The organism is Streptomyces sp. NPDC012825 (assembly GCF_042900925.1).
Lineage (GTDB): Bacteria > Actinomycetota > Actinomycetes > Streptomycetales > Streptomycetaceae > Streptomyces.
Genome location: NZ_JBIBBZ010000007.1, coordinates 48,452 through 66,799, shown reverse-complemented (window position 1 = coordinate 66,799; position 18,348 = coordinate 48,452). Strand labels below are relative to the sequence as shown.

Annotated in this window: 17 protein-coding genes and 1 pseudogene; 3 read left to right on the top strand and 15 right to left on the bottom strand. The window is 75.1% G+C overall.

Annotated features, from left to right (window positions below):
• Positions 1 to 52: 52 nt before the first annotated feature.
• A complete protein-coding gene (locus ACFY7E_RS17610) occupies positions 53 to 460 on the bottom strand; it encodes a VOC family protein (protein WP_383447152.1) in 408 nt (135 codons plus the stop codon).
• Between the two features lie 446 nt (positions 461 to 906).
• Here ACFY7E_RS17610 and ACFY7E_RS17605 point away from each other — a divergent pair, with 446 nt between their 5' ends.
• Positions 907 to 1,053: a hypothetical protein gene (locus tag ACFY7E_RS17605; protein WP_383447154.1), complete on the top strand. Its 147-nt coding sequence runs from the start codon at positions 907 to 909 to the stop codon at positions 1,051 to 1,053.
• 76 nt (positions 1,054 to 1,129) lie between these two features.
• On the opposite strand, the gene ACFY7E_RS17600 is transcribed toward ACFY7E_RS17605, so the two are convergent.
• From ACFY7E_RS17600 to ACFY7E_RS17585, 4 genes are all read right to left on the bottom strand, one after another.
• A complete protein-coding gene (locus tag ACFY7E_RS17600; RefSeq protein ID WP_389485768.1) occupies positions 1,130 to 2,395 on the bottom strand; it encodes a cation:proton antiporter in 1,266 nt (421 codons plus the stop codon).
• A 57-nt stretch (positions 2,396 to 2,452) separates the two neighbouring features.
• Entirely contained in the window at positions 2,453 to 2,677 is a 225-nt protein-coding gene (locus tag ACFY7E_RS17595) for a hypothetical protein (protein ID WP_389485766.1), read from the bottom strand.
• A 42-nt stretch (positions 2,678 to 2,719) separates the two neighbouring features.
• Entirely contained in the window at positions 2,720 to 3,991 is a 1,272-nt protein-coding gene (locus ACFY7E_RS17590) for a cytochrome P450 (protein WP_389485764.1), read from the bottom strand.
• Between the two features lie 112 nt (positions 3,992 to 4,103).
• Positions 4,104 to 5,294 (bottom strand): zinc-dependent alcohol dehydrogenase, encoded by a 1,191-nt coding sequence (locus tag ACFY7E_RS17585; protein ID WP_383443267.1) that lies wholly within the window; start codon positions 5,292 to 5,294, stop codon positions 4,104 to 4,106.
• Between the two features lie 213 nt (positions 5,295 to 5,507).
• Here ACFY7E_RS17585 and ligD point away from each other — a divergent pair, with 213 nt between their 5' ends.
• Entirely contained in the window at positions 5,508 to 6,425 is a 918-nt protein-coding gene (ligD, locus tag ACFY7E_RS17580) for a non-homologous end-joining DNA ligase (protein ID WP_389485761.1), read from the top strand.
• On the opposite strand, the gene ACFY7E_RS17575 is transcribed toward ligD, so the two are convergent.
• The 4 genes and pseudogenes from ACFY7E_RS17575 to ACFY7E_RS17560 all read right to left on the bottom strand — a co-directional run.
• Positions 6,373 to 6,798 (bottom strand): DUF6213 family protein, encoded by a 426-nt coding sequence (locus tag ACFY7E_RS17575; protein WP_383443261.1) that lies wholly within the window; start codon positions 6,796 to 6,798, stop codon positions 6,373 to 6,375. The two genes, ligD and ACFY7E_RS17575, sit on opposite strands and share 53 nt — an antisense overlap.
• A gap of 49 nt (positions 6,799 to 6,847) precedes the next feature.
• Complete coding sequence (locus ACFY7E_RS17570) at positions 6,848 to 7,321, bottom strand: universal stress protein (protein ID WP_389485758.1); 474 nt, start codon at positions 7,319 to 7,321, stop codon at positions 6,848 to 6,850.
• Positions 7,322 to 7,595: 274 nt separating this feature from the next.
• Positions 7,596 to 8,132: a cysteine hydrolase family protein gene (locus ACFY7E_RS17565; protein ID WP_389485755.1), complete on the bottom strand. Its 537-nt coding sequence runs from the start codon at positions 8,130 to 8,132 to the stop codon at positions 7,596 to 7,598.
• Positions 8,133 to 8,549: 417 nt separating this feature from the next.
• Positions 8,550 to 9,008: pseudogene (locus ACFY7E_RS17560) on the bottom strand (SRPBCC family protein); the annotation flags it as partial.
• Positions 9,009 to 9,366: 358 nt separating this feature from the next.
• On the opposite strand from ACFY7E_RS17560, the gene ACFY7E_RS17555 reads away from it, so the two are divergent.
• Positions 9,367 to 9,660, top strand: coding sequence for a hypothetical protein (locus tag ACFY7E_RS17555; RefSeq protein ID WP_389485752.1), 294 nt, complete (start codon positions 9,367 to 9,369; stop codon positions 9,658 to 9,660).
• A 165-nt stretch (positions 9,661 to 9,825) separates the two neighbouring features.
• Here ACFY7E_RS17555 and ACFY7E_RS17550 read toward each other — a convergent pair whose 3' ends face one another.
• The 6 genes from ACFY7E_RS17550 to ACFY7E_RS17525 all read right to left on the bottom strand — a co-directional run bounded on the left by ACFY7E_RS17550 (position 9,826) and on the right by ACFY7E_RS17525 (position 18,305).
• Positions 9,826 to 9,999 carry a hypothetical protein gene (locus tag ACFY7E_RS17550; RefSeq protein ID WP_383443251.1) on the bottom strand — a complete coding sequence of 58 codons (174 nt, stop codon included), beginning with the start codon at positions 9,997 to 9,999 and terminating at the stop codon, positions 9,826 to 9,828.
• Positions 10,000 to 10,063: 64 nt separating this feature from the next.
• Entirely contained in the window at positions 10,064 to 10,678 is a 615-nt protein-coding gene (locus tag ACFY7E_RS17545) for a flavodoxin family protein (protein WP_383443249.1), read from the bottom strand.
• A gap of 150 nt (positions 10,679 to 10,828) precedes the next feature.
• Positions 10,829 to 11,041, bottom strand: coding sequence for a hypothetical protein (locus tag ACFY7E_RS17540; protein WP_389485747.1), 213 nt, complete (start codon positions 11,039 to 11,041; stop codon positions 10,829 to 10,831).
• Between the two features lie 129 nt (positions 11,042 to 11,170).
• The gene (locus tag ACFY7E_RS17535; protein WP_389485745.1) at positions 11,171 to 13,087 is read right to left on the bottom strand and encodes a hypothetical protein; all 1,917 of its coding nucleotides are present in this window, start codon (positions 13,085 to 13,087) and stop codon (positions 11,171 to 11,173) included.
• Positions 13,084 to 17,154, bottom strand: coding sequence for a DUF5682 family protein (locus tag ACFY7E_RS17530; protein WP_389485743.1), 4,071 nt, complete (start codon positions 17,152 to 17,154; stop codon positions 13,084 to 13,086). Before ACFY7E_RS17530 ends, ACFY7E_RS17535 begins: the two co-directional genes overlap by 4 nt.
• Positions 17,151 to 18,305, bottom strand: coding sequence for an AAA family ATPase (locus tag ACFY7E_RS17525; RefSeq protein ID WP_389485740.1), 1,155 nt, complete (start codon positions 18,303 to 18,305; stop codon positions 17,151 to 17,153). The genes ACFY7E_RS17530 and ACFY7E_RS17525 overlap by 4 nt, the downstream gene beginning before the upstream one ends.
• Between the last annotated feature and the right edge of the window lie 43 nt (positions 18,306 to 18,348).

The window sequence follows — 18,348 nt, the reverse complement described above, 5'->3', positions numbered from 1 at the left end:
GTCGTCCTCCTCGGTCGTACGGGCGGGCCCGTGGGGCAACTGCCCCTCGGCGTCACGCGGAAACGCCGCCGACGGGGGCGAGCACGAAGGCGTGGCCGGCCGGGTCCGTGTAGCGGCGCGTGTCGGTGCGCCGGTCGAGGCGGCTGCCGTTCCGGTCGACGGAGACGGGCCGCGCGCCCAGGGAGACGGCTTCCCGCTCGGCCTCGTCGAGCGCGTCGGGCGCCACGAGGATGAGCAGGTGCGCCTGCTGGGCGTCGTCCGGCCGGGGCCAGCTCGGCGGCGCCTGGCCGGGATCGCGGCGGATGCCCAGGACGACGCCCGCGGAGCCGGAGAGCAGCAGCAGGTCGGGGTCGCCGGCGCTCGGCTCGACGGTGGCGTCGAGCAGGGCGGCGTAGAAGCGGGCGAGGGGTTCGGGGTCGGTGCTGTCGAGGACGAGGACGCCGGTCTTGGAAACGGTCATGCGGTCCGTGTTCCCCGTCACACCCCTTTCAGGCAAAGGGAGTCGGCGACGGTCGAGCGGATCGCACGGGTGGAACGGGCGGCGGTCCGGGCGACGGTGGCGCGCCGTCGCGTGCCCGGCCGCATCAGGGGTATGCGGAGGCCATGGAAGCATGGTCACAGGGTGTGATCGACGTGGTCCGCGAGGACTTCGACCGGGTGAGGGCGGAGTTGACGGCCGCCGTGTCCGAGGGGCGCCGGGGCCGTGGCCCTCGCGGGACACGGGTACGAGAGGCTGCGGCGCACCCGGGCCGCGTCGCGGGAGGCGCCGGCCGGTTCGCCGGGAGCGGTGAGAGGGGTCGCCGACGAGCTGACGGCGTGATCGGCACGAGTCCTCGGAGACGGGCCCCGCCACCGGCGCCCCTCCCCCGGGCACGAGACGGACGACGTACGAGCACAGGAGGTTCCATGTCCACGTTGTTGACCCGCATCAAGGAGTTCGGCCGCAGCCCCCAGGGGCGCCGGGCGATCGCGTCGGTACGGCGCGCCGCCGCCGACCCCCGGAACCAGGCCCGCGCCCGCCAGCTCCTCGGCAGGCTCGGGAAACGCCGCTGAACGGCTTGTTCCACCATTTCCCCGCCCCTGCGGGCCCGGCTTCCGGCCGGGCCCGCGGGGGCGGGTGCGTGGAGGGTCACGGCGGCGCGTCGGACGGGCGGATCTCGCGCAGGCGGTCCAGGCGGCGGATGGCCGGGGTGGCACTCGCCCCGTGGAGTATCACGGAGAGCGCCACCGTGGTGGTGGTCAGGACCCACAGCTCCTGGGCCCGGTCCTCGAAGCCGTGGTGGCCGAGGGCGTAGGCGAGGTAGAAGAGGGAACCGATGCCGCGCAGTCCGAAGACGGCGGTGACGACGCGCTCCCGTGGTCCGGTGACGAAGCCGAGCTGCGCGATCCATCCCGTCAGCGGGCGGACGACCACGATCAGGACCAGGGCGAGCAGGACCGTCCGCCAGGTCATCGCCTCGATGCCGGTGGCGACGAGGTAGTGGCCGAGGAGGAAGAGCAGGGCCGCCGTCAGGAGGCGTTCGATCTGCTCGGTGAAGCCGTGGAGCACCTTGTGGTAGCCGTGGCCGCGCTCGGCGGCCCGGACGGCGCAGGCGGTGACGAAGACGGCGACGAAGCCGTAGCCGTGGGCGAGTTCGGTGAGGCCGTACGAGAGGAAGGTGGCGGCGAGCGCGACGAAGCCCTCCATGTGCTCGGACAGCCTGAGCGAGCGGGCGCCGGCCCGGAAGAACATCCAGCCGAGCAGCCGCCCGAGGACGATCCCGATCACGACGGCGATCACCGCCCTGGCCAGGAGGTCGAAGCCGAACCAGTGCCCCCAGTCGGCCTCCGCCCAGACGCCGCCCGCCCCGGCGAGCGCGATGGCGGCCAGGACGAAGGGGAAGGCGAGGCCGTCGTTGAGGCCGGCCTCGGCGGTGAGCGTGAAGCGGACCTCGTCCTCGTCGTCGTCCTCGTCGGTCGGCTCCCCCACCCGCACCTCGGCGGCCAGCACCGGGTCGGTCGGCGCGAGGAGGGCGCCCACGAGGAGCGCCGTGGCCACGGGCCAGTCGAAGAGCCACCAGGTGAGCGCGGTGGTCGCGACGACGGTCAGGGGCAGGGTGATCCCGAGGAGCCGCCACGGACCGGCCCAGGAGCGCAGTCCGAAGCGCCGGTTCAGCGCGAGTCCGGCGCCCATGAGGGAGACGATCACGCAGATCTCGGTGACGTGCTCGACCCAGACCCGGTCCGCCACCGGGTCGAGTTCGGGCATCGGGAGGGGCAGCAGGCCGGTCAGACCGCCGACCACCAGGAACACCATGGGCATCGAGAACGGCATGCCCCGGACGAGCCTCGGCAGGACCGCCGCCGCCAGGGTTCCGAGGCCCAGGGCCGTGAACACGAGATCGGCGGGACTCAAGAGCGGGGTTCTCCGTTTCCGAGGGGGGCGGGGATGGGGGCGGCGGCGGTGGCCCGGTCAGTCGGCGGGCTCGTCGGGGACGGGGTGCTCGGGGTTGACGGTCCCGTTCTCCGGTCGCCCTTTGGGCCCCGTCCCGGACACGTCGGTGTCCGGCAGGTCCTCCTCGCCCGGGTCCCGCGTGACGGGTATGGCCATCGGGTCCTCGCCCTCGGCGGCCTGCTCGTCCTCGCGGTCGCGGGGAACCGGGTTCTCCGAGTTGCCCGGGGTGTGCGCGTCGCTCATACGGATCTCCATCCTCTGTGTCGGTCGGGTGGTGTGCTGCGGTCAGCCCGCCGCCGCCGGCGAGGCCAGGCGGACGCGTTCCATGACGTATCCGCTGCGCGGGAGCGTCGGTACGCGGTGCAGGGGGATCGACAGGTCCTGGTCGGGCACATCGTGGTGCAGGCGGGCGAGGCGCGGGGCCAGGGAGGCCAGGAGGGCGAGGGTGATGTCCTCGCCGGGGCACCGGTGACCCGCCGCCGAGTCGCCGCCGCCCTGCGGGACGAGGTCGTCGCGGCCGATCGTCACGCCCGGCCGGGTGAACCGGGTCGGGTCGAAGGCGTACGGCTCCGGCCACAGGTCGGGGTCGTGGTCGTGGCCGTACAGGTCGAGGAGGACCAGGGTGCCCTTCTTGATCGGGACGCCGCCCCACCGGGTGTCGGCCGCCGCGAGGCCGCCGGTGAACGGCGCGAAGGGGTAGAAGCGGCGGACCTCCTGGGCGAAGCCCCAGGCGTACCGCTCGTCCGCCGCCAGGAGCATGCGGTGCTCCGGCCGGCGGTGCAGGGCGTGGGCGGCGAAGGTGACGAACCAGCTGACCGCGACCGTGGGGCGCAGGACGTTCAGGAGTTCGACGGCCGCGGTGTGCGGGTCGAGCTGCCGGCCGTTCGCGTCGGTGTGCGCGGCCACCGCCTGTGCGATCGTCGCCTGCCCCGACGGGGCGCCCGCGGACCGCAGCTCCTCGATCAGCGGGGTGAGCCGCTCCTCCTGCCGCGTCCTCGCCCGCCGTGCGCGCACGTGCCGGGGGCCGACGGCGGCGAAGCCGTCCACCATGGCCACGAGGTCCCGCGCGACGGCCTCCTCCTCGCCCCCGGCCAGCGGGACGCCGGCCCAGTCGTGCACGGCCCTGGTCAGGACGCGGGCGGTCTCGTCGAAGAGCACCACCCGTTCCCGGTCCTGCCATCCCTCCTCGGCCCGGTCCCACGCGCGCCGGGCCTGTTCCACCAGGGCCGCGATCCGCTCCGGGTCCTTGAGCAGCGTCAGGAACATCGCCTTGCGGCCGCGGTGCGGGCCCCCGTCGAGGGTGTGGACGGCTCCGCGGCCGAACAGGGTGTCCAGGACGGGTCCGGGCAGGGCGTCGTGCCGGCGGACGTGCCGCTCGTCGTAGAAGAAGTCCACCGCCTCCTTGCCGTGCAGCGCGACTCCGCGCCGGCCGAGGATCCGCACCGGCACGGCCGGGGCGTTCCCGGCGCGCCGGCGCAGGTCGGGAAGCCACCCGTACCCCTTCATCAGGAGGGCCGCGGTGCTGTCGAGCAGAGGGGCGTGAGGGGGACCGGACATGTCCTGTGACGTCGCTTCCATGAGAGACGGGTTCCACGCGGTCGTAATTTCACACCGCCCGGCCGGGGCGGGGACGGGATTCGTCCGGCCCGGCGGTGTGGGACGCGCCCGTTCAGCGGCCGGGGGTCAGCACCGTCTTGATCATGCCGTCCTTCTTGTCCTGGAACGTCTTGTACGCCTGGGGCGCGTCCTCCAGGGGCAGGGTGTGGGTGGCGAAGTCGTCGACGCCGAGCGGGTCGGCGTCGTCGAGGAGCGGAAGGATGTCCTCCACCCAGCGCCAGACGTTGGCCTGGCCCATGCGGAGCTGGATCTGCTTGTCGAAGAGGCTGAACATCGGCACGGGGTCCACGGCGCCGCCGTAGACGCCGGACAGGCTGATGGTGCCGCCGCGGCGGACCACGTCCACCGCCGTGTCGAAGGCGGCCATGCTGTCCATGCCGGCCTTCGTCATCATCTTCTGGGCGATCGCGTCGGGCAGGAACCCGGGGACCTTCTGCGCGAGCTTGGTGAGCGGGGCGCCGTGGGCCTCCATGCCGACGGCGTCGATGACCGCGTCCGTGCCCCGGCCGTCCGTGAGGTCCCGCACCCGGTCGCCGAGGTCCTTGCCGTGCTCCTTGAGGTTCAGGACCTCGACGCCGCGGCTCCGGGCGCGACGGAGCCGCTCGGGGACGAGGTCCACGCCGATGACCTTGCTCGCGCCCTTGTGGAGCGCGATGCGGGCGGCCATGTCGCCGATGGGGCCGAGTCCGAGGACGGTCACGGTGCCGCCGGGCGGGACGTCGGCGTACGCCACGGCCTGCCAGGCGGTCGGCAGCACGTCGGAGAGGTAGAGGTAGCGCTGGTCGGAGGCCTCCTGGCCCACCTTGATGGGCAGGGTGTCGCCGAAGGGGACGCGCATGAACTCCGCCTGGCCGCCGGGGACCTGCCCGTAGAGCTTGGTGTACCCGAACAGGGAGGCGCCCGTCCCGTACTCCCTGACCTGGGTGGTCTCGCACTGGGACTGCAGGCCCTGGTCGCACGTCCAGCACGTGCCGCAGGAGACGTTGAACGGCACCACCACCCGGTCGCCGACCTTGAGGTTCCGCACCTCGGGGCCGACCTCCTCCACGATTCCCATGGGCTCGTGGCCGAGGATGTCGCCGGGGTCCAGGAAGGGCCCGAACACTTCGTACAGGTGCAGGTCGGAGCCGCAGATGCCGCTGGAGGTGACGCGGACGATCACATCCGTCGGGTCGACGATCCGGGGGTCGGGCACGGTGTCCACACGAACGTCCCGGTGTCCGTGCCAGGTCAACGCCCTCATGGTCAAACTCCTCACATGCGGCTTCCGGGGGTCACGGCGCGAGTGCCCCGGACCGCCGGGTCGTATGCGTCCGGGGGGTTCGTCCCCCGTCCCCAGCCGCCCGGCGGGAGCGCGCGGTAGCCGTGCGGCTTCGCGGGTAGCGGCTCGTGAGGAGACCCCGCGCGAACACGGGAACAAGGGGGCCGGGTGTCGAGCACGGAGAGGGAGGACGCGATGACGGAGACCCTGAAGGTACGGGCGGGCAGGCGGGCCGTCACGGTCGGCCGGCCGGAGAAGGTGCTCTTCCCCGAGGACGGCATCACCAAGGCCGACCTCGCGGAGTACTACCGTGCCGTGGCCCCGAGGATGCTGCCGCACCTGCGCGGCCGTCCGCTGACCCTGGAGCGCCATCCGGGCGGCATCGGCGACCGGGGCTTCTTCCAGAAGGACGTGCCGGAGCACTTCCCGGACTGGGTGGGGCGCGCCGAGATGCCGAAGGAGGGCGGTACCGTCACGTACGTCCTGGCCGGGGACGCGGCCACCCTGGTCCTCCTCGCCGACCAGGGCTCCGTCACCCTGCACCGGTGGCTGTCGAAGGTCGACCGCCCCCACCACCCGGACCGGCTGGTCTTCGACCTCGACCCGTCCGGGGAGGGGTTCGGGGCGGTGCGGGACGCCGCCCGGTGGCTCCGTGACCTGCTCGACGAGCTGGGGCTGCCGTCGCTGCTCATGACCACCGGCTCACGGGGACTGCACGTCCTGGTGCCGCTGGACCGGAGCACGCCCTTCGACGACGTGCGGGCCTTCGCCGCCGACGTCTCCGGGGTGCTCGCCGCCCGTTACCCCGACCGGCTCACCACCGAGGTGCGCAAGAAGGCGCGGGAGGGACGCCTCTACCTCGACATCCAGCGCAACGCGTACGGGCAGACCGCCGTGGCCCCGTACACGGTGCGGGCCGGGGCCGGTGCGCCCGTCGCGGCCCCGCTCGCCTGGGACGACCTGGACGATCCGGCGCTCGACGCACGCGCCCGGCGCCTCACCGACGTGGACCTGCTCCTGAAGGAGGACCCGTGGAGCCCGGCTCCGCGCGGGCGCTCCCTCAGGGCTGCGGCGGACCGCCTCCGTCGTACGGGTCTCCGTGCTCGTCCCTGAGGGGGTTGCCGCTCTCGAAGCGGCCCCCTTCGCCGAACGGGCGCCCTTCGTCGAACGGGCTGCCTTCGTTGAGCGGACCGTCGTAGGGGACGACCTCGTCGGACGGGTCCTCGTCGCCGCTTCCGTCGGCGAACGGCTCCTCCTGATCGAACGGGTCCTCGTCGCCGTTCGGCGCGAGCGCGATGCACTCCACGTCGATCCGGTCGGCAACCTCCGTCAGCGCTCCCGCCAGGGCCACCACCGTCTCCGGTGCGAGGTCGAGGTCGTCTTCGCCGGTCGACTCGAGCCACCCGGCCGCGAGGTGCCGGAGCAGACCGGTCACCTCGTCGGCGGGGAGGACGAGATGGCCGTCCGGCAGAAGCACCAAGGACATGGATGCGTTCATGATGGTCCGACCTCCGTGTCACCGACGCGTATCAGGGTCAGGGGGTGTCGCCCGCGGGCGGGGCGCCGTCGGCCGTCTCCGGGCGGACGATGACGACGGGACAGGACGCGTGCGCGGCGCACTGCTGGCTCACCGAGCCGAGGAGCAGGCTGGCGAAGCCGCCCCGGCCCCGGCTTCCGACGACGAGCAGTTCGGCGCCGTCCGACTCGTCGATCAGCACCCGGGCGGGGTTGCCGCGCACCACGTGCTGGACCAGGGGGACGTCGGCGTCCGGGGGGACGATCGCCGTGAACTCCTCGGAGAGCGACCGCCGGGCCTGCTCCTCGTCGAACAGCACGTCCACGGCCGGCGCGGACCATCCTTCCGCCCCGGGGAGGTCGTAGACCCCCACGGCGCGCACGGTCGCGCCGGTGCGCCGCGCGTACCGGAGTGCCCAGCGCAGGGCCGCGTGCGACGCCGGTGAGCCGTCCACGCCCACCACCACGCGGGAGGTGCCGTCATCGGTGCTCATGTCATGCCCCTTCTCGCTCACGCCGGGAGAGCCGGTTCGGGCCCGGGCGGCGGGGATCGGCTCCGTCTCTTCTCCGCCCGCTGCCGGAGGGGACCTCCTCGCTTCCGGAAAGGGTCTCCCGCCCCCGACTACCCGGCACCACGTGCCGTACGCGCGGCCGGCCCGACACGGGGGCGAGGTCACCCCTCCGTACCAATGTGCCCCGGGAGGGCCGGGCCCGCCCGGCAGCCGCCGCCGTACGCGTCCGTCCCGGGGGCGCGGAGCGGGTGCCCGCTCAGTCCAGGGCCTTGTCGGCGGGGATGATGCGCGCGCCCATGTTGGTCTCCATCATGCGCAGGGCGGCGTCGGCCAGGTCCTCGTGGATGTGGGCGACGGCGTCCCGGGCGACGGTGACGGAGAGGTGGCGGATGTGGGCGTCGAGGGCGGAGTAGAGCACGCACTGCTCGGTGACCTGCCCGCAGAGCACGAGGTGGTCCACGTCGAGCGTTCCCAGCAGATAGGCGAGCGGGGTCTCGTAGAAGACGGAGTGGCGCGCCTTGACGACGAAGTAGGAGGACTCGTCCGGGCGCACCGGGTCGACCAGGTCGGCGTGCGGGCCGTCGAGGGCCGCTTCCAGGATCTCCCCGTGGTGGGAGCGCCACTTGCCGAAGTTCTCGTTGGCGTAGATGACCGGGAGGTCCCGCTCGCGGGCCTGTTCCAGGAGGCGCACCACGGCGGGGAGCGCCCGTGTGACCGAGGGGACGAGGAGTTCCGCGTCCGGGTGGTCGTAGCGGTTGAGCATGTCGATGACGACGAGGGCGGTCTTGCTCATGTATCCCAAGTTTCCAGATCATCGGCCCGGGCGCGCGCTCAGCCTTCCGGTTCTTCAGACGCTGGCGGTTCTGGTGGTTCTTGTCGGCTCGCGGAAGGGGGCGGGTGAGCGGCCGTGGGTCGCGGCGGACGGCCGCGGGGCCGGTCGCGGGACGTCGTCCGTCCGCGCGACCGGCCCCGGGCCTGTGGTCGGTGGTGTCCGGGGGCCTCAGGGGCGGTCGGCGGGCGGCCAGGCGTCCGCGCCGCGCGTGGACCCGTCGGCCTGGCCCGGGGCGGTGGGGAAGCCACCGGTCGGGTCCGTCGTGCCCGTCGCACCCGGAGCGCCCGGGGCGCCCGTCGGAGCGGTCGTGCCCCGGGTGCCGCCGGTCGGAGCCGTCGTACCGGGGGTGCCGCCGACCGGGGCCGCCGTGCCCGTGCTGTCCGAGGGGCGGACGCGGCCGCGCCAGCCGCCGGTCGCCTGCCCCCGCTCCTCGATGAAGCCCTTGAACCGCTTCAGGTCGCCCTTGACCCGCAGGTCGAGGATCCCGAGGGCGTCACCGGTCTTCTCCACCGCGCCCTCCGGCTCCACCTCCATCGCGAGCCGGATCCTGGTGTGGTCCTCGTCGAGCCGCTGGAAGGTCACGACGCCCTTCTGCCGCACCTCTCCGCCCACGGTGCGCCACGCGACGCGCTCGTCCGGCAGCTGGTCGACGATCTCGGTGTCGAACTCGCGCCGCACTCCCGCCACCTTGGTCCGCCAGTGGCAGTGGCGGTCGTCCACCTGCCGTACCTCTTCCACGCCCTCCATGAAGCGGGGGAACTCCTCGAACTGCGTCCACTGGTCGTAGGCGCTTCGCACCGGGACGTCCACATCGATGGTCTTCTCGACCGTACTCACCGGTTTGCCTCCTTCGTTCCGTCGTGGTCGTCCCCCGCGTACCCGGCCGCCCTCGCCTCAATCAGGTCCCACGCGTCCGGTGCGCGGAGCCGCAACGGGAAAGGTGCAGGCAGGCGCGTTCCTTGCATAATGGAGGGTGGCAACCACCTGTCGAGCTGCTTCAGGCTGGACACGGAGCGTCCTGCGGCGGAGAACGGCATCGAGGCCGGCTCGCGCCGAGGATGCGGCGCTCACGGTGTTCCCGTCGAGCTCCACGAACCGCTCACCGTGCGCCGCACCGGGACCGCTCGCCGGTCCCTCCCACTGATCACCGCCCTGTGCCGCGCCCGCGGCGCCCACCCGGTCCGGGAGGTAGACCATGCTCGTGAGCCATGTCCTCGAGGACGGCACCCTGCACCTGAGACTCCTCCGCGAGCTCGACGTCACCAGCCGTGCCGCGGCGGCCCTGGAGATCGAGGCGATCGTCTCGGCCTACCGTCCCGGCCGGGTCCTCCTCGAATTCCCGACTCCCTCCCCGTCCCCGGCCTCCTACAGCGCGCTCGCCCGGGCCCGCAGGATGTGCGCGAGCCTCGGCATCGCCCTGACGGTGAGCGGCCCGGGTTCCGTACCGCTCCAGGCTCCGGGGAGCGTGCCCCCGGCCATGACCGCCTGAGAGCCCTTGACGGCGTACGCATCGTAGGGCGCGGGGCTTCCTCGGTACGTCAGGACTTGTACACCAGGGCTCGTACGCCGGGATTCGTACACCGGGATTCGTACGCCGGGGAGGGCCGTGACGTTCTCACGGCCCTCCCCGGTTCGCGCTGCGGAAGGTCTCCCCCTACGCGGAGTCCCTGTCGCCGTCCTTGTCACCGTCCTCGTTCTCCTCGTCGCCCGCCTCGCCGACGACCGCGTCGGCCGCCTCCTCGCGCGCCTTCTCGTCGCCGCTCTCCCCCGGGGCCTCGGAGGGAGGGGTGGTGCGGGGGCCCGGTCCGTCGTTCCGGTGCTGGGTCATGTCTGTGGCTCCTCGGTCTCGATCGGGAACAGGGTCTGAGTCCGGATCCGGATCCGGATCCGGGTCAGGACGGCGGGTACGGGGCGGACTTGAGGCGACGGGCCAGATGGGCCGTGTTGGCGGCGAGGGTCGCGGTGGTGCCGGCCGTGGCCTCGGGGGTCTTGTCGAGGTCCTGGTAGTCGGTGCCCTGCATCGCCTCCCCGACCCAGTAGGTGACGGCGTTGGGGGCGAGGGAGAAGCCGACGTCGTTGAGGCCCTGGAAGAGGTCCGCGCTCACCTTGTGCGCGCCGTCCTCGTTCCCGACCACGCAGACGGCCGCCACCTTGCCGTAGGTCAGCATCCGGCCCTCGTCGTCCGTCTCGGAGAGTTCGGCGTCCAGCCGCTCCAGGACGCGCTGGGCGATACTGGAGGGGTGGCCGAGCCAGATGGGGGTCGACAGGACCAGGATGTCCGCGCCCAGAACGGTGTCGCGGATCTCCGGCCAGTCGTCTCCCTCCCCCATGTCGGTCTCCACGCCGGGCAGGACGTTGCGGTCGGCGATCCTGATGGTCTTGCCGGTGACGCCGTGCTCGCCCAGTGCCGCCATGACCTGTTCCGCCAGGAGCTGCGAACTGGAACGCGCGGGCGACGGGGAAAGGCTGCAGACGAGAGCGACGGCGCGCAGGGGTGTCGTGTCCATGGGTGTGCCGCTACCCCGCCGAGGGGGCCTTATGTCGCACAAGCGGACCATATCGCGCGTTTGCCGGTCGGCCATCGGGGCAGGACCTCCCCTCCCCCGAAGAGACTCTTCGGGATTCACACCCCCGGGCCAGCCGTGGCCGGCGGTGTGTCACCAGCCGCCGTCGAGGAACGCCGAAAGGGCAGGTCCCGGGGCCGCCGCGGTCGTCGTGTCCGCCACGGCGATCACGGCCATCGCCACGTGATAGCGGGCGAAGTCGTCGATCACCGCGTCGAGGACGGGCGGGGCGGGATCGGCCGCGTCCCCGGGGGCGCGTACAGGTAGCGCGGCGCGCAGGTGACGGTGGCGTGCCCGACGGACCACCACAGCGCGGTCACGAGGGCGGCGACCAGGGCGACGGGGAAGCACCCCGACCGCGTGGGCGGTGTCGAGCCACGGTCCGGGGCGGGGCACGGCGGCGGTTCCGCGCGGGCCCCGGCCCCGGGACCCGTGTCAGGACCAGGACGCCACCACCAACGAGCGCTCCGCGGCCGCCAGATGGACCGCCGAGGCGAGCCAGGCACGGGCGTAGCCGTCGGCCGGGGCGTCGGTGAGGCGGCCGAAGGCGTCGCGGGGACGGCGGTCCGCCTCCGCCGTCAGGGCCGCCGCGAGCTGCGCCGCGCCGCCGAGGCCCGCCCGGCGCAGCGGGGCGAGGAGGGCGGCCGCGTCCGTCCCCCGGCCGGCCTCGGCCACGGCACGCCGCCCGCCCGCGACCCCCGTCTCCAGGAGCCGCCGCACCCGCCACAGCGGCGCGTCCGCCAGCGGATCCGGTACGGCGGTCGGCGGGGCGCCCGACCCGGAACCCGCGGCCCCGCGCGGGAAGTGGCTTCCCTGGAGGCGGTCGTACCCCAGATCGGCCCTGCCGAGCCACTCCTCCGGCAGCCGCAGCGTGTACGGCTCCCCCGGCACCGGGCCGACCGCCAGCGGCCGGAGCGTCGCCGCCCGGTCCAGGTCCGGACGGCCGAGGACGCGCAGGGCGAGCCCGGGGTGTTCCGCGATCCTGCGCAGGTTGGCGGCGTGCGGCAGCTCCGGGTGGGGGTGGGCGGGACGCAGCCGCAGCAGCGGCCCGTCCCCGGCGACCCGGACCACGAGGTACTCCCCCGCCGCTCCCAGCACTTCCACGTCACAGCCGAGGAGGGCGGCTTCGGCGGTGCCGGCCTCCCGTGGACCGTCGTCGAACGCCGCGGCCATCGCCTCGCCCACCGGCCGGGCGAACAGCACCGACGCGGGCTCCTCGGACCAGTCCACCCCTCGTAGCGGGGTCGCGCTCACGCCCCGGCCCGCCCCGAGCCGCCCGTCCGGCGAGACGGTGGCGCCGGCGATCCGCAGCCCTCCGCGCGCGAGGCCCGCGTGGTCGAGGACGCCTCCGCCGAGCGCCACGGAAGCGGAGCCCGCTCCCCCGGCCCTGGCCGGTCCGCCGGGGCGGACGTCGGACACCGTGTAGCGGGCGCCGTCCGGGCCCATCAGATGGGTGGACACGCCCCCGTATCCGGTGGCGGAGAGCACCGGCTCCCGGCACAGGCCGTACACCCTGAGGCTGCCGCCCTGCGCGTAGGCGCGGCGCGCGCCGCCCGCCAGGCCGGGCCCCGCCGTCCCCGAGGAGAGCGGGGCCGCCGCGGCGAGGAGTTCGCGGAAGGCGCCCGCGAGGTCGCCGAGGCGCTGCCCCCGGCCGCGCTCCCGCGCGGCGCGCAGTCCCCGTACGACGCGCAGCGCGGCCGCTTCGGCGCGGGGCAGTCCGGCCAGGCGCGCGGTGTGGGCGGCGCGCAGCAGTTCGGCCTGGACCACCGCCCCGCCGGCCGTGACCCCAGCGGACAGGGCCTCGGCGGCCGCCTCCCACAGGGCGGTGGCGGCCCGGACCTGGGCGGGGGTGAGTGGGGGCGTGGCGGGTTCGGGGGCGGGGCCGTCGGGGGCCGGGACGGGTACGGCGGGCACGGTGACCTCCAGGCGGCCTTCAGTGCGCTCCGGGAGGTCCGTGGTCGGCTCGAAGGCGTCTGCGTCCGGCTCGGAGAGGGCTGCGGCCCGCTCGGAGGAGTTCACGGCCGGTTCCGGGAGGCCCGTTTCCGCGTCCGTTTCCGCGTCCGCGAGGGGTGCCGCGCCGAGGACCGCCGCGCGGTGCAGGCAGCGCGGGGCCAGCAGGCAGGTGCAGACGGCCTGTCCGGCTTCGGTGACCGTGCCCGACGGGCCGGGGCGCAGGGTGACCAGGGCGTCTTCGCCGAAGCGCACGCCGAGGGACCCGTCGGCGGCCCGGACGGCGTGCTCGGCGCAGCCCGCGATCGCGGCGTCGAGCTTCTTGCGCAGCCGTGCGCTGAGCTGCTCCACGGCCTCGGCGAGGACGTCGGGGGCGACGGGCGGCAGGGATTCGGGGCTCAACGGGGTTCTCCACGGAGGCGGTCGCCCACCCAGCGGGCGAGGGCGAGCGGGCTGAGGGCGGCCACCGGCATCCCGGCGGCGACGAGTTGACGCGCCACCGGCACCGAGTAGCGGGGCGCCCCGGCGTCGTCGAGCGCCGCGCAGCCCATCAGGTGCGCGCCGGAGGCGGCCAGGGCGCGGACCTCGCCGAGGAGGCCGGCGAGCGGTGCGCCCTCCTCGAAGTCGCTGACCACGACGACGAGGGTGCGGCTCGGCACGGTGATCAGCGAGCGGGCGTGCGCGAGACCCGCCGCGATGTGCGTGCCGCCGCCGACCCGTACCTCCAGGAGCAGCGACAGGGGGTCCTCGACCCGGTCGGTCAGGTCCACCACCCGCGTGGAGAAGGCCAGGAAGTGCGTGGACAGGGTCGGTACGCCGCCGAGCACCGCGGCGGTCAGCGCCGACCAGATCACCGAGGCCTCCATCGAACCGGAGACGTCGACCACGAGGATCAGACGCCAGTCCGACTCCTTGCTCGCCCGGGTGCTGAACACCGGACGTTCCGGCACGACCACGACCCGGCCGTCGTCCGTGCGCCGGGTGTGGGCGAGGTTGGCGCGCAGGGTGCGGGCGAGGTCGAGGCGTCCGCCGGGCCGCCGGGTGGGGCGCGGGGTGGCGAGTCCGGAGAGCGCCGGGCGCAGGCGGGTGGCCAGCTCCCGGGCGAGCTCGTCGACGAGCCGCTTCACCAGCGGCCGCAGCCGGGCGAGTCGTGCCTCGGGCATGCCTCCGGCCAGGGAGAGCACCGAGCCGAGGAGTTCCACCGAGGGACGGACCGCCGCCGGGTCCAGCTGGGTGAGCACGTCGGTGCGTCCCGCGCCGGCGGCCTCGGCCAGGACCTCTTCGCGGACGTCGGCGCCGAAGAGTGCCTCCAGTTCCCGCGACCACTCGCGCGCGGTGGGGAAGGAGTGCTCCTGTCCCCCGCCTCCGCCGGAGCCGGCGTCCAGGTCGTCGGCTCCTTCGCCGCGCCCGCCGCCGTACAGCTCGTCCAGGGCGCGGGCGTAGCGGCGCGCGTCGGCGGACAGCCGGTCCCTGTGGCGGCCGAGGAGGAGCCGCCAGCGGTCGGCGGGGGCGAGCCGCCGGTCCGGTACTCCGGTGGAAAGCGTGTCCGCCGGGGCGGCGGCGCCGGTTTCGGGTTCGGGATCGGGATCGGGGTCGGGGTCGGGGTCGGGGTCGGGTGTGGAGTACGGAGCGGCCGGGGCCTCCGGGTCGGGCAGGGCCAGGGACTTGAGCGCGGCGAGTCCGGCCGCGTCGGCCGCCGCCCACAGGGCGAGCAGCTCGGGCGGGGCGTCGAGGGAGAGGTCCAGCCGGTCGCCGAGCCGTTCGGCCACCGTGGTCAGGAGCCGGTCCCGGGCGGCCGGGGCGAGGGCGTCGAAGCCGCCGCGCAGGGCCGGGAGCCGGTCGAGGAAGTCCCGGTCGGCGAGGGCGTCGACCCGGTCGAGGAGCGGGGTGAGTGCCTCCGGGGAGGCCTGGAGCAACGGGCCGGCGGCCGTGAGCAGTCCCGCGAGCCGCCTCGTCAGGGCCCGCCGCGCCTCGGGGGTGGCGGCTCCGTCGATCCAGCCGGCCGCCCGCTCGCCGAGGTCCGCGGCCGGGTCCAGGTCGAGCAGCACCCGTACGGCCAGGGCGGCGCCCTGGATCAACGGCGAACCTTCGGCGGCGAGTTCGGCCAGGGTCCGGTCCATCCGGAGGCCCAGGTGCCGGGCGGCCGACCGGTCCGCGAGCGCGACGAGGGCTCCGGCGTCCGCGGGGGTGTCGCTGCCGGCCAGGCCGGGCAGCGACCGCACGGCGGCCTCCAGGAGTTCGCCGGTGAGCGTCCCGGCCGTGGCGCGGGCGTCCTCGGTGGTGCCGGGGTAGTGGCCGCGCCGCAGGCCCTCCAGGAGGTCCAGCGCTTCGAGGAGTTCGGGCAGTCCCGCGCTGTCGGGCAGGACGGCGGAGGCCTCGCGCAGCCGCGCGTCGACCAGGTCGGGCAGGTCGCAGCGGGCGGCGGCGGCGAGCCCGGCCAGAAGCTGGACCGGGATGGGTCCGCCCTCGGCGGCCTCGCGGCGCGCGGTCTCGGCCAGGGTGCCGGCGGCGGCCTGGGCGGCGGTGACCCCCCGTACTCCGGCGAGGTCGAGCCGGGCGGGCACGGACGGGTTCCAGGCCAGGCGCCACTTGGTGCCGAGCGCGGTGCCGTCGCCGGTGGCGGCGACGGCGAGGGGTTCGCCGTAGGAGGCGCCGATGACGAGGAGGCGTTGCAGCAGCACCTCGCGACGCCCGTCGAGGGGCGAACGGAGCGGGTCGAGGCGTACCTCCCGGGGTCCGGGCTCCTCCGGGCGGGGCAGCCGCAGCCGGGCGAGTTCCTCCTCGACCGAGGGGCCCAGGCCGGAGCGGGGCGCGTGCGGGCTGATCCGGCCGCGCGCCGTGCCGACGAGCACGGACTCCAGGGCGCGGGCCAGCGCCCGGCCCCGGCCGAGGGGTTCGCCCTGTCCGAGGACGGTGGTGACGGCCTCCAGGAGTTCTCCCCGCCCGGGAGCGGGCAGGCCGCGCAGCGCGGCCAGGTCGCAGGCGAGGCGCAGCGTCTCGGCGGCCTCGCCGGTGCCGGCGGTGTGCCCGGCGCGGCGCATCTCCCGGCACAGGCCGGTCACCGCGGCGGAGGCCGCCTCCCGGATCCGCTCGGGGTTCCCGGCCGCGGTGAGCACGGCCTGCTGCCACAGCGGGTCACGGATCCCGGCGGGGTAGCCGGACCGGGAGTCGAGCAGGTCGAAGGAGTACGGAACGAACGAGGTCACCGCCGGGGCGGGGTCCGTGGCCGGAGCCTCCGGGGTCCCGGCCCGGACTGTCGCGGCCGTGGCCGAAGTCCCCGGGGCCGGGATCGTCGGAGCCGGGGCCTCCGGGGTCCCGGCCGGAACCGTCGTATCCACGGTCGTCGCCGAGGTCGCCGAGTCCGTCACAGGGACCCCCAGAGCGCGGCCCCGGTCAGCCTTGCCGGGCTCGTCCGCGCCGGAGAGGGTGCCGGAGCCAGTACCGGCGCCTTCCGGCCCGCGCCCGTGCCCCCCGGGCTCGTCCGAGCCGTATCTGTCCACTCCGGGTCCGTCCGAGCCGGACCTGTCCACCCCGGGCCCGTCCGAAGCGGCCCCACCCGAGTCTGCCCCGTCCACTCCGGACCCATCCGAGTCGGCCCCGTCCAAAGCGGCCCCGTTCACCCCGCCCCCGCCCGAAGCAGCCCCGCCCGAGCCGGCCCCGTCCAAGTCGGTCCGGGTCGGCCCGGCCCCGGTCGGGTCTGTCGTCGAGTCCGTACCGGCCGTCCCCTCCCCTTCCGCCGGCGTGAGCAGCGCGGGCGCGTGGAAGGCTCCGATCACGGCGGCGACGCGTCGGCCTCCGGCCGAGGCCTCGGCGATCACCCGTCGCATCCGGGTCTCCCTGGCGAGGTCGACGGCGGGCATGTCCGCGTCGGCGCGCAGGGCCCAGCCCACGCCCAGGGCGGCGCGGCGGACCGCTTCCGGGGAGCATCCGGGGGCCAGCACCTCCACGGCGCGGTCCCACATGTCCTCGCCCTCCCGGCCGGTGCCGGCGGCGGCGAGCGCGGCGGCGAAGGCGCCGCGTCCCGGGGTCTCCCCGGTGTCCGGAGCGGCACGGTCGCCGTCCGTCCCGCCGTCCACCCCGCCGTCCCGGTCCCGGTCCGTGCCGAGCAGGGACCAGCCGGGGTCGGACAGGGGCAGGTCGCAGCAGACGACCTCCGCGCCGCGGTCCCGGGCCCAGCGCACCGCCGCGAGTTCCGGGGAGAAGTCCGCGAAGGGGTAGAACGCCAGGCGTCCGCCCTCGCCCGCTCCGGCCAGGGCGACGGGGGCGACGGTCTCCGGGTCCGCCAGGTGTTCCAGCCAGGGCCGGAAGTCGGCCGGGAGTTCCACGCAGACCACCTCGGCGCCCGCCTCGTCGAGGAGGGCGGGCACCACGGCGGCCAGCGCCGGGCTGTGGTGGCGCACCCCGAGGAGGTACGGGGTGCGGGACGCGGCGAGGGCGTCCACGGCCGCCCGTGGGTCGAGGGTCGTCACCGCAGGCTCCCGCGCAGGTCCCAGAGGCGGCGCCACATCGCCGAGCCGTTCTCGGCCCGGCGGCGGACCGGGCCGTCCCAGTAGCCGAGGAGGCGCGCGTGGTCGGCCGGGTCGTCCTTGCGGACGACGCCGAGGAGGTGGCCGGGCAGGAGGTCGAGGACGTCCCCGCCGGGGAGGTAGGCGGCCGCGACCCCGAGGGACGCCGCGACCTGGACGGCCTCGGCGGTGGACATGACCGTGCCCGGCCGCTCCACGTCCCAGCCCTCGGTGGAGCGGCCGGAGCGCAGGTCCCGGAAGACGGTGACGAGGGCGTCCAGGACGGCGTCGTCGACGCCGAAGGGCGCGCCCGCGCGCTGGACCGCCGCGACGGCCTGGCGGCGGATCAGGACGGCCTCGGCGTCGGCGTCCGCGATCGGGTCGACGGTCTCGAAGTTGAAGCGGCGCTTGAGCGCGGCGGACATCTCGGAGACGCCCCGGTCGCGCAGGTTGGCGGTGGCGATGACGGTGAAGCCGGGGGCGGCGGTGACCACCGCGTCCTCGGTGGAGGTCAGTTCGGGGACGGTGATCCGGCGGTCGGACAGGATGGAGACCAGGGCGTCCTGCACCTCGGGCAGGCAGCGGGTGATCTCCTCGACGCGCACCACCCGGCCGGTGCGCATGGCGGCGAGGACCGGGGAGTCGACGAGGGCCTGCGGGGAGGGGCCCTGGGCGAGCAGCAGGGCGTAGTTCCAGCCGTAGCGGAAGGCGTCCTCGGTGGTGCCGGCGGTGCCCTGCACGGTGAGGGAGCTGGTGCCGCCGACAGCGGCCGCGAGCAGTTCCGACAGCATCGACTTGGCGGTGCCGGGCTCGCCGGTGAGGAGCAGTCCGCGCTCTCCCGCGAGGGTGACCACGCAGCGTTCCACCAGGGCGCGTTCGCCGACGAACTTCGGGGCGATCTCCAGCTTCGCGGGCAGGCCCGCGCGGCGCTTCGGCAGGGCGAGCTCCGCGCCGTCGCTGCCGCAGACGAACGTGACGGCCGCGCGGGGGGTCAGGGCCCAGCCGGGCGGGCGCGGGCCGGGATCCTGGGCGGCGAGGAAGGCGAGTTCGGCGGCGTGGCGCTCCTCGGCCGGCCGGACCTGCCGGGCGGGGGCGGGCTGTTCGGTGACGGTCATGCGGGGTTCCTCCGGGAAGGGGGGTACGGGTGTCCGTCGCGGG

Excerpts from the sequence above, each read along its gene's own strand:
- ACFY7E_RS17525 (WP_389485740.1), bottom strand. The coding sequence starts at position 18,305 with ATGACCGTCACCGAACAGCCCGCCCCCGCCCGGCAGGTCCGGCCGGCC.
- ACFY7E_RS17565 (WP_389485755.1), bottom strand. The coding sequence starts at position 8,132 with ATGAGCAAGACCGCCCTCGTCGTCATCGACATGCTCAACCGCTACGAC.
- ACFY7E_RS17610 (WP_383447152.1), bottom strand. The coding sequence starts at position 460 with ATGACCGTTTCCAAGACCGGCGTCCTCGTCCTCGACAGCACCGACCCC.
- ACFY7E_RS17545 (WP_383443249.1), bottom strand. The coding sequence starts at position 10,678 with ATGGACACGACACCCCTGCGCGCCGTCGCTCTCGTCTGCAGCCTTTCC.
- ACFY7E_RS17605 (WP_383447154.1), top strand. The coding sequence starts at position 907 with ATGTCCACGTTGTTGACCCGCATCAAGGAGTTCGGCCGCAGCCCCCAG.
- ACFY7E_RS17550 (WP_383443251.1), bottom strand. The coding sequence starts at position 9,999 with ATGACCCAGCACCGGAACGACGGACCGGGCCCCCGCACCACCCCTCCC.
- ACFY7E_RS17570 (WP_389485758.1), bottom strand. The coding sequence starts at position 7,321 with ATGAGCACCGATGACGGCACCTCCCGCGTGGTGGTGGGCGTGGACGGC.
- ACFY7E_RS17555 (WP_389485752.1), top strand. The coding sequence starts at position 9,367 with ATGCTCGTGAGCCATGTCCTCGAGGACGGCACCCTGCACCTGAGACTC.
- ACFY7E_RS17575 (WP_383443261.1), bottom strand. The coding sequence starts at position 6,798 with ATGTCCTTGGTGCTTCTGCCGGACGGCCATCTCGTCCTCCCCGCCGAC.
- ACFY7E_RS17585 (WP_383443267.1), bottom strand. The coding sequence starts at position 5,294 with ATGAGGGCGTTGACCTGGCACGGACACCGGGACGTTCGTGTGGACACC.
- ACFY7E_RS17595 (WP_389485766.1), bottom strand. The coding sequence starts at position 2,677 with ATGAGCGACGCGCACACCCCGGGCAACTCGGAGAACCCGGTTCCCCGC.
- ligD (WP_389485761.1), top strand. The coding sequence starts at position 5,508 with ATGACGGAGACCCTGAAGGTACGGGCGGGCAGGCGGGCCGTCACGGTC.
- ACFY7E_RS17590 (WP_389485764.1), bottom strand. The coding sequence starts at position 3,991 with ATGTCCGGTCCCCCTCACGCCCCTCTGCTCGACAGCACCGCGGCCCTC.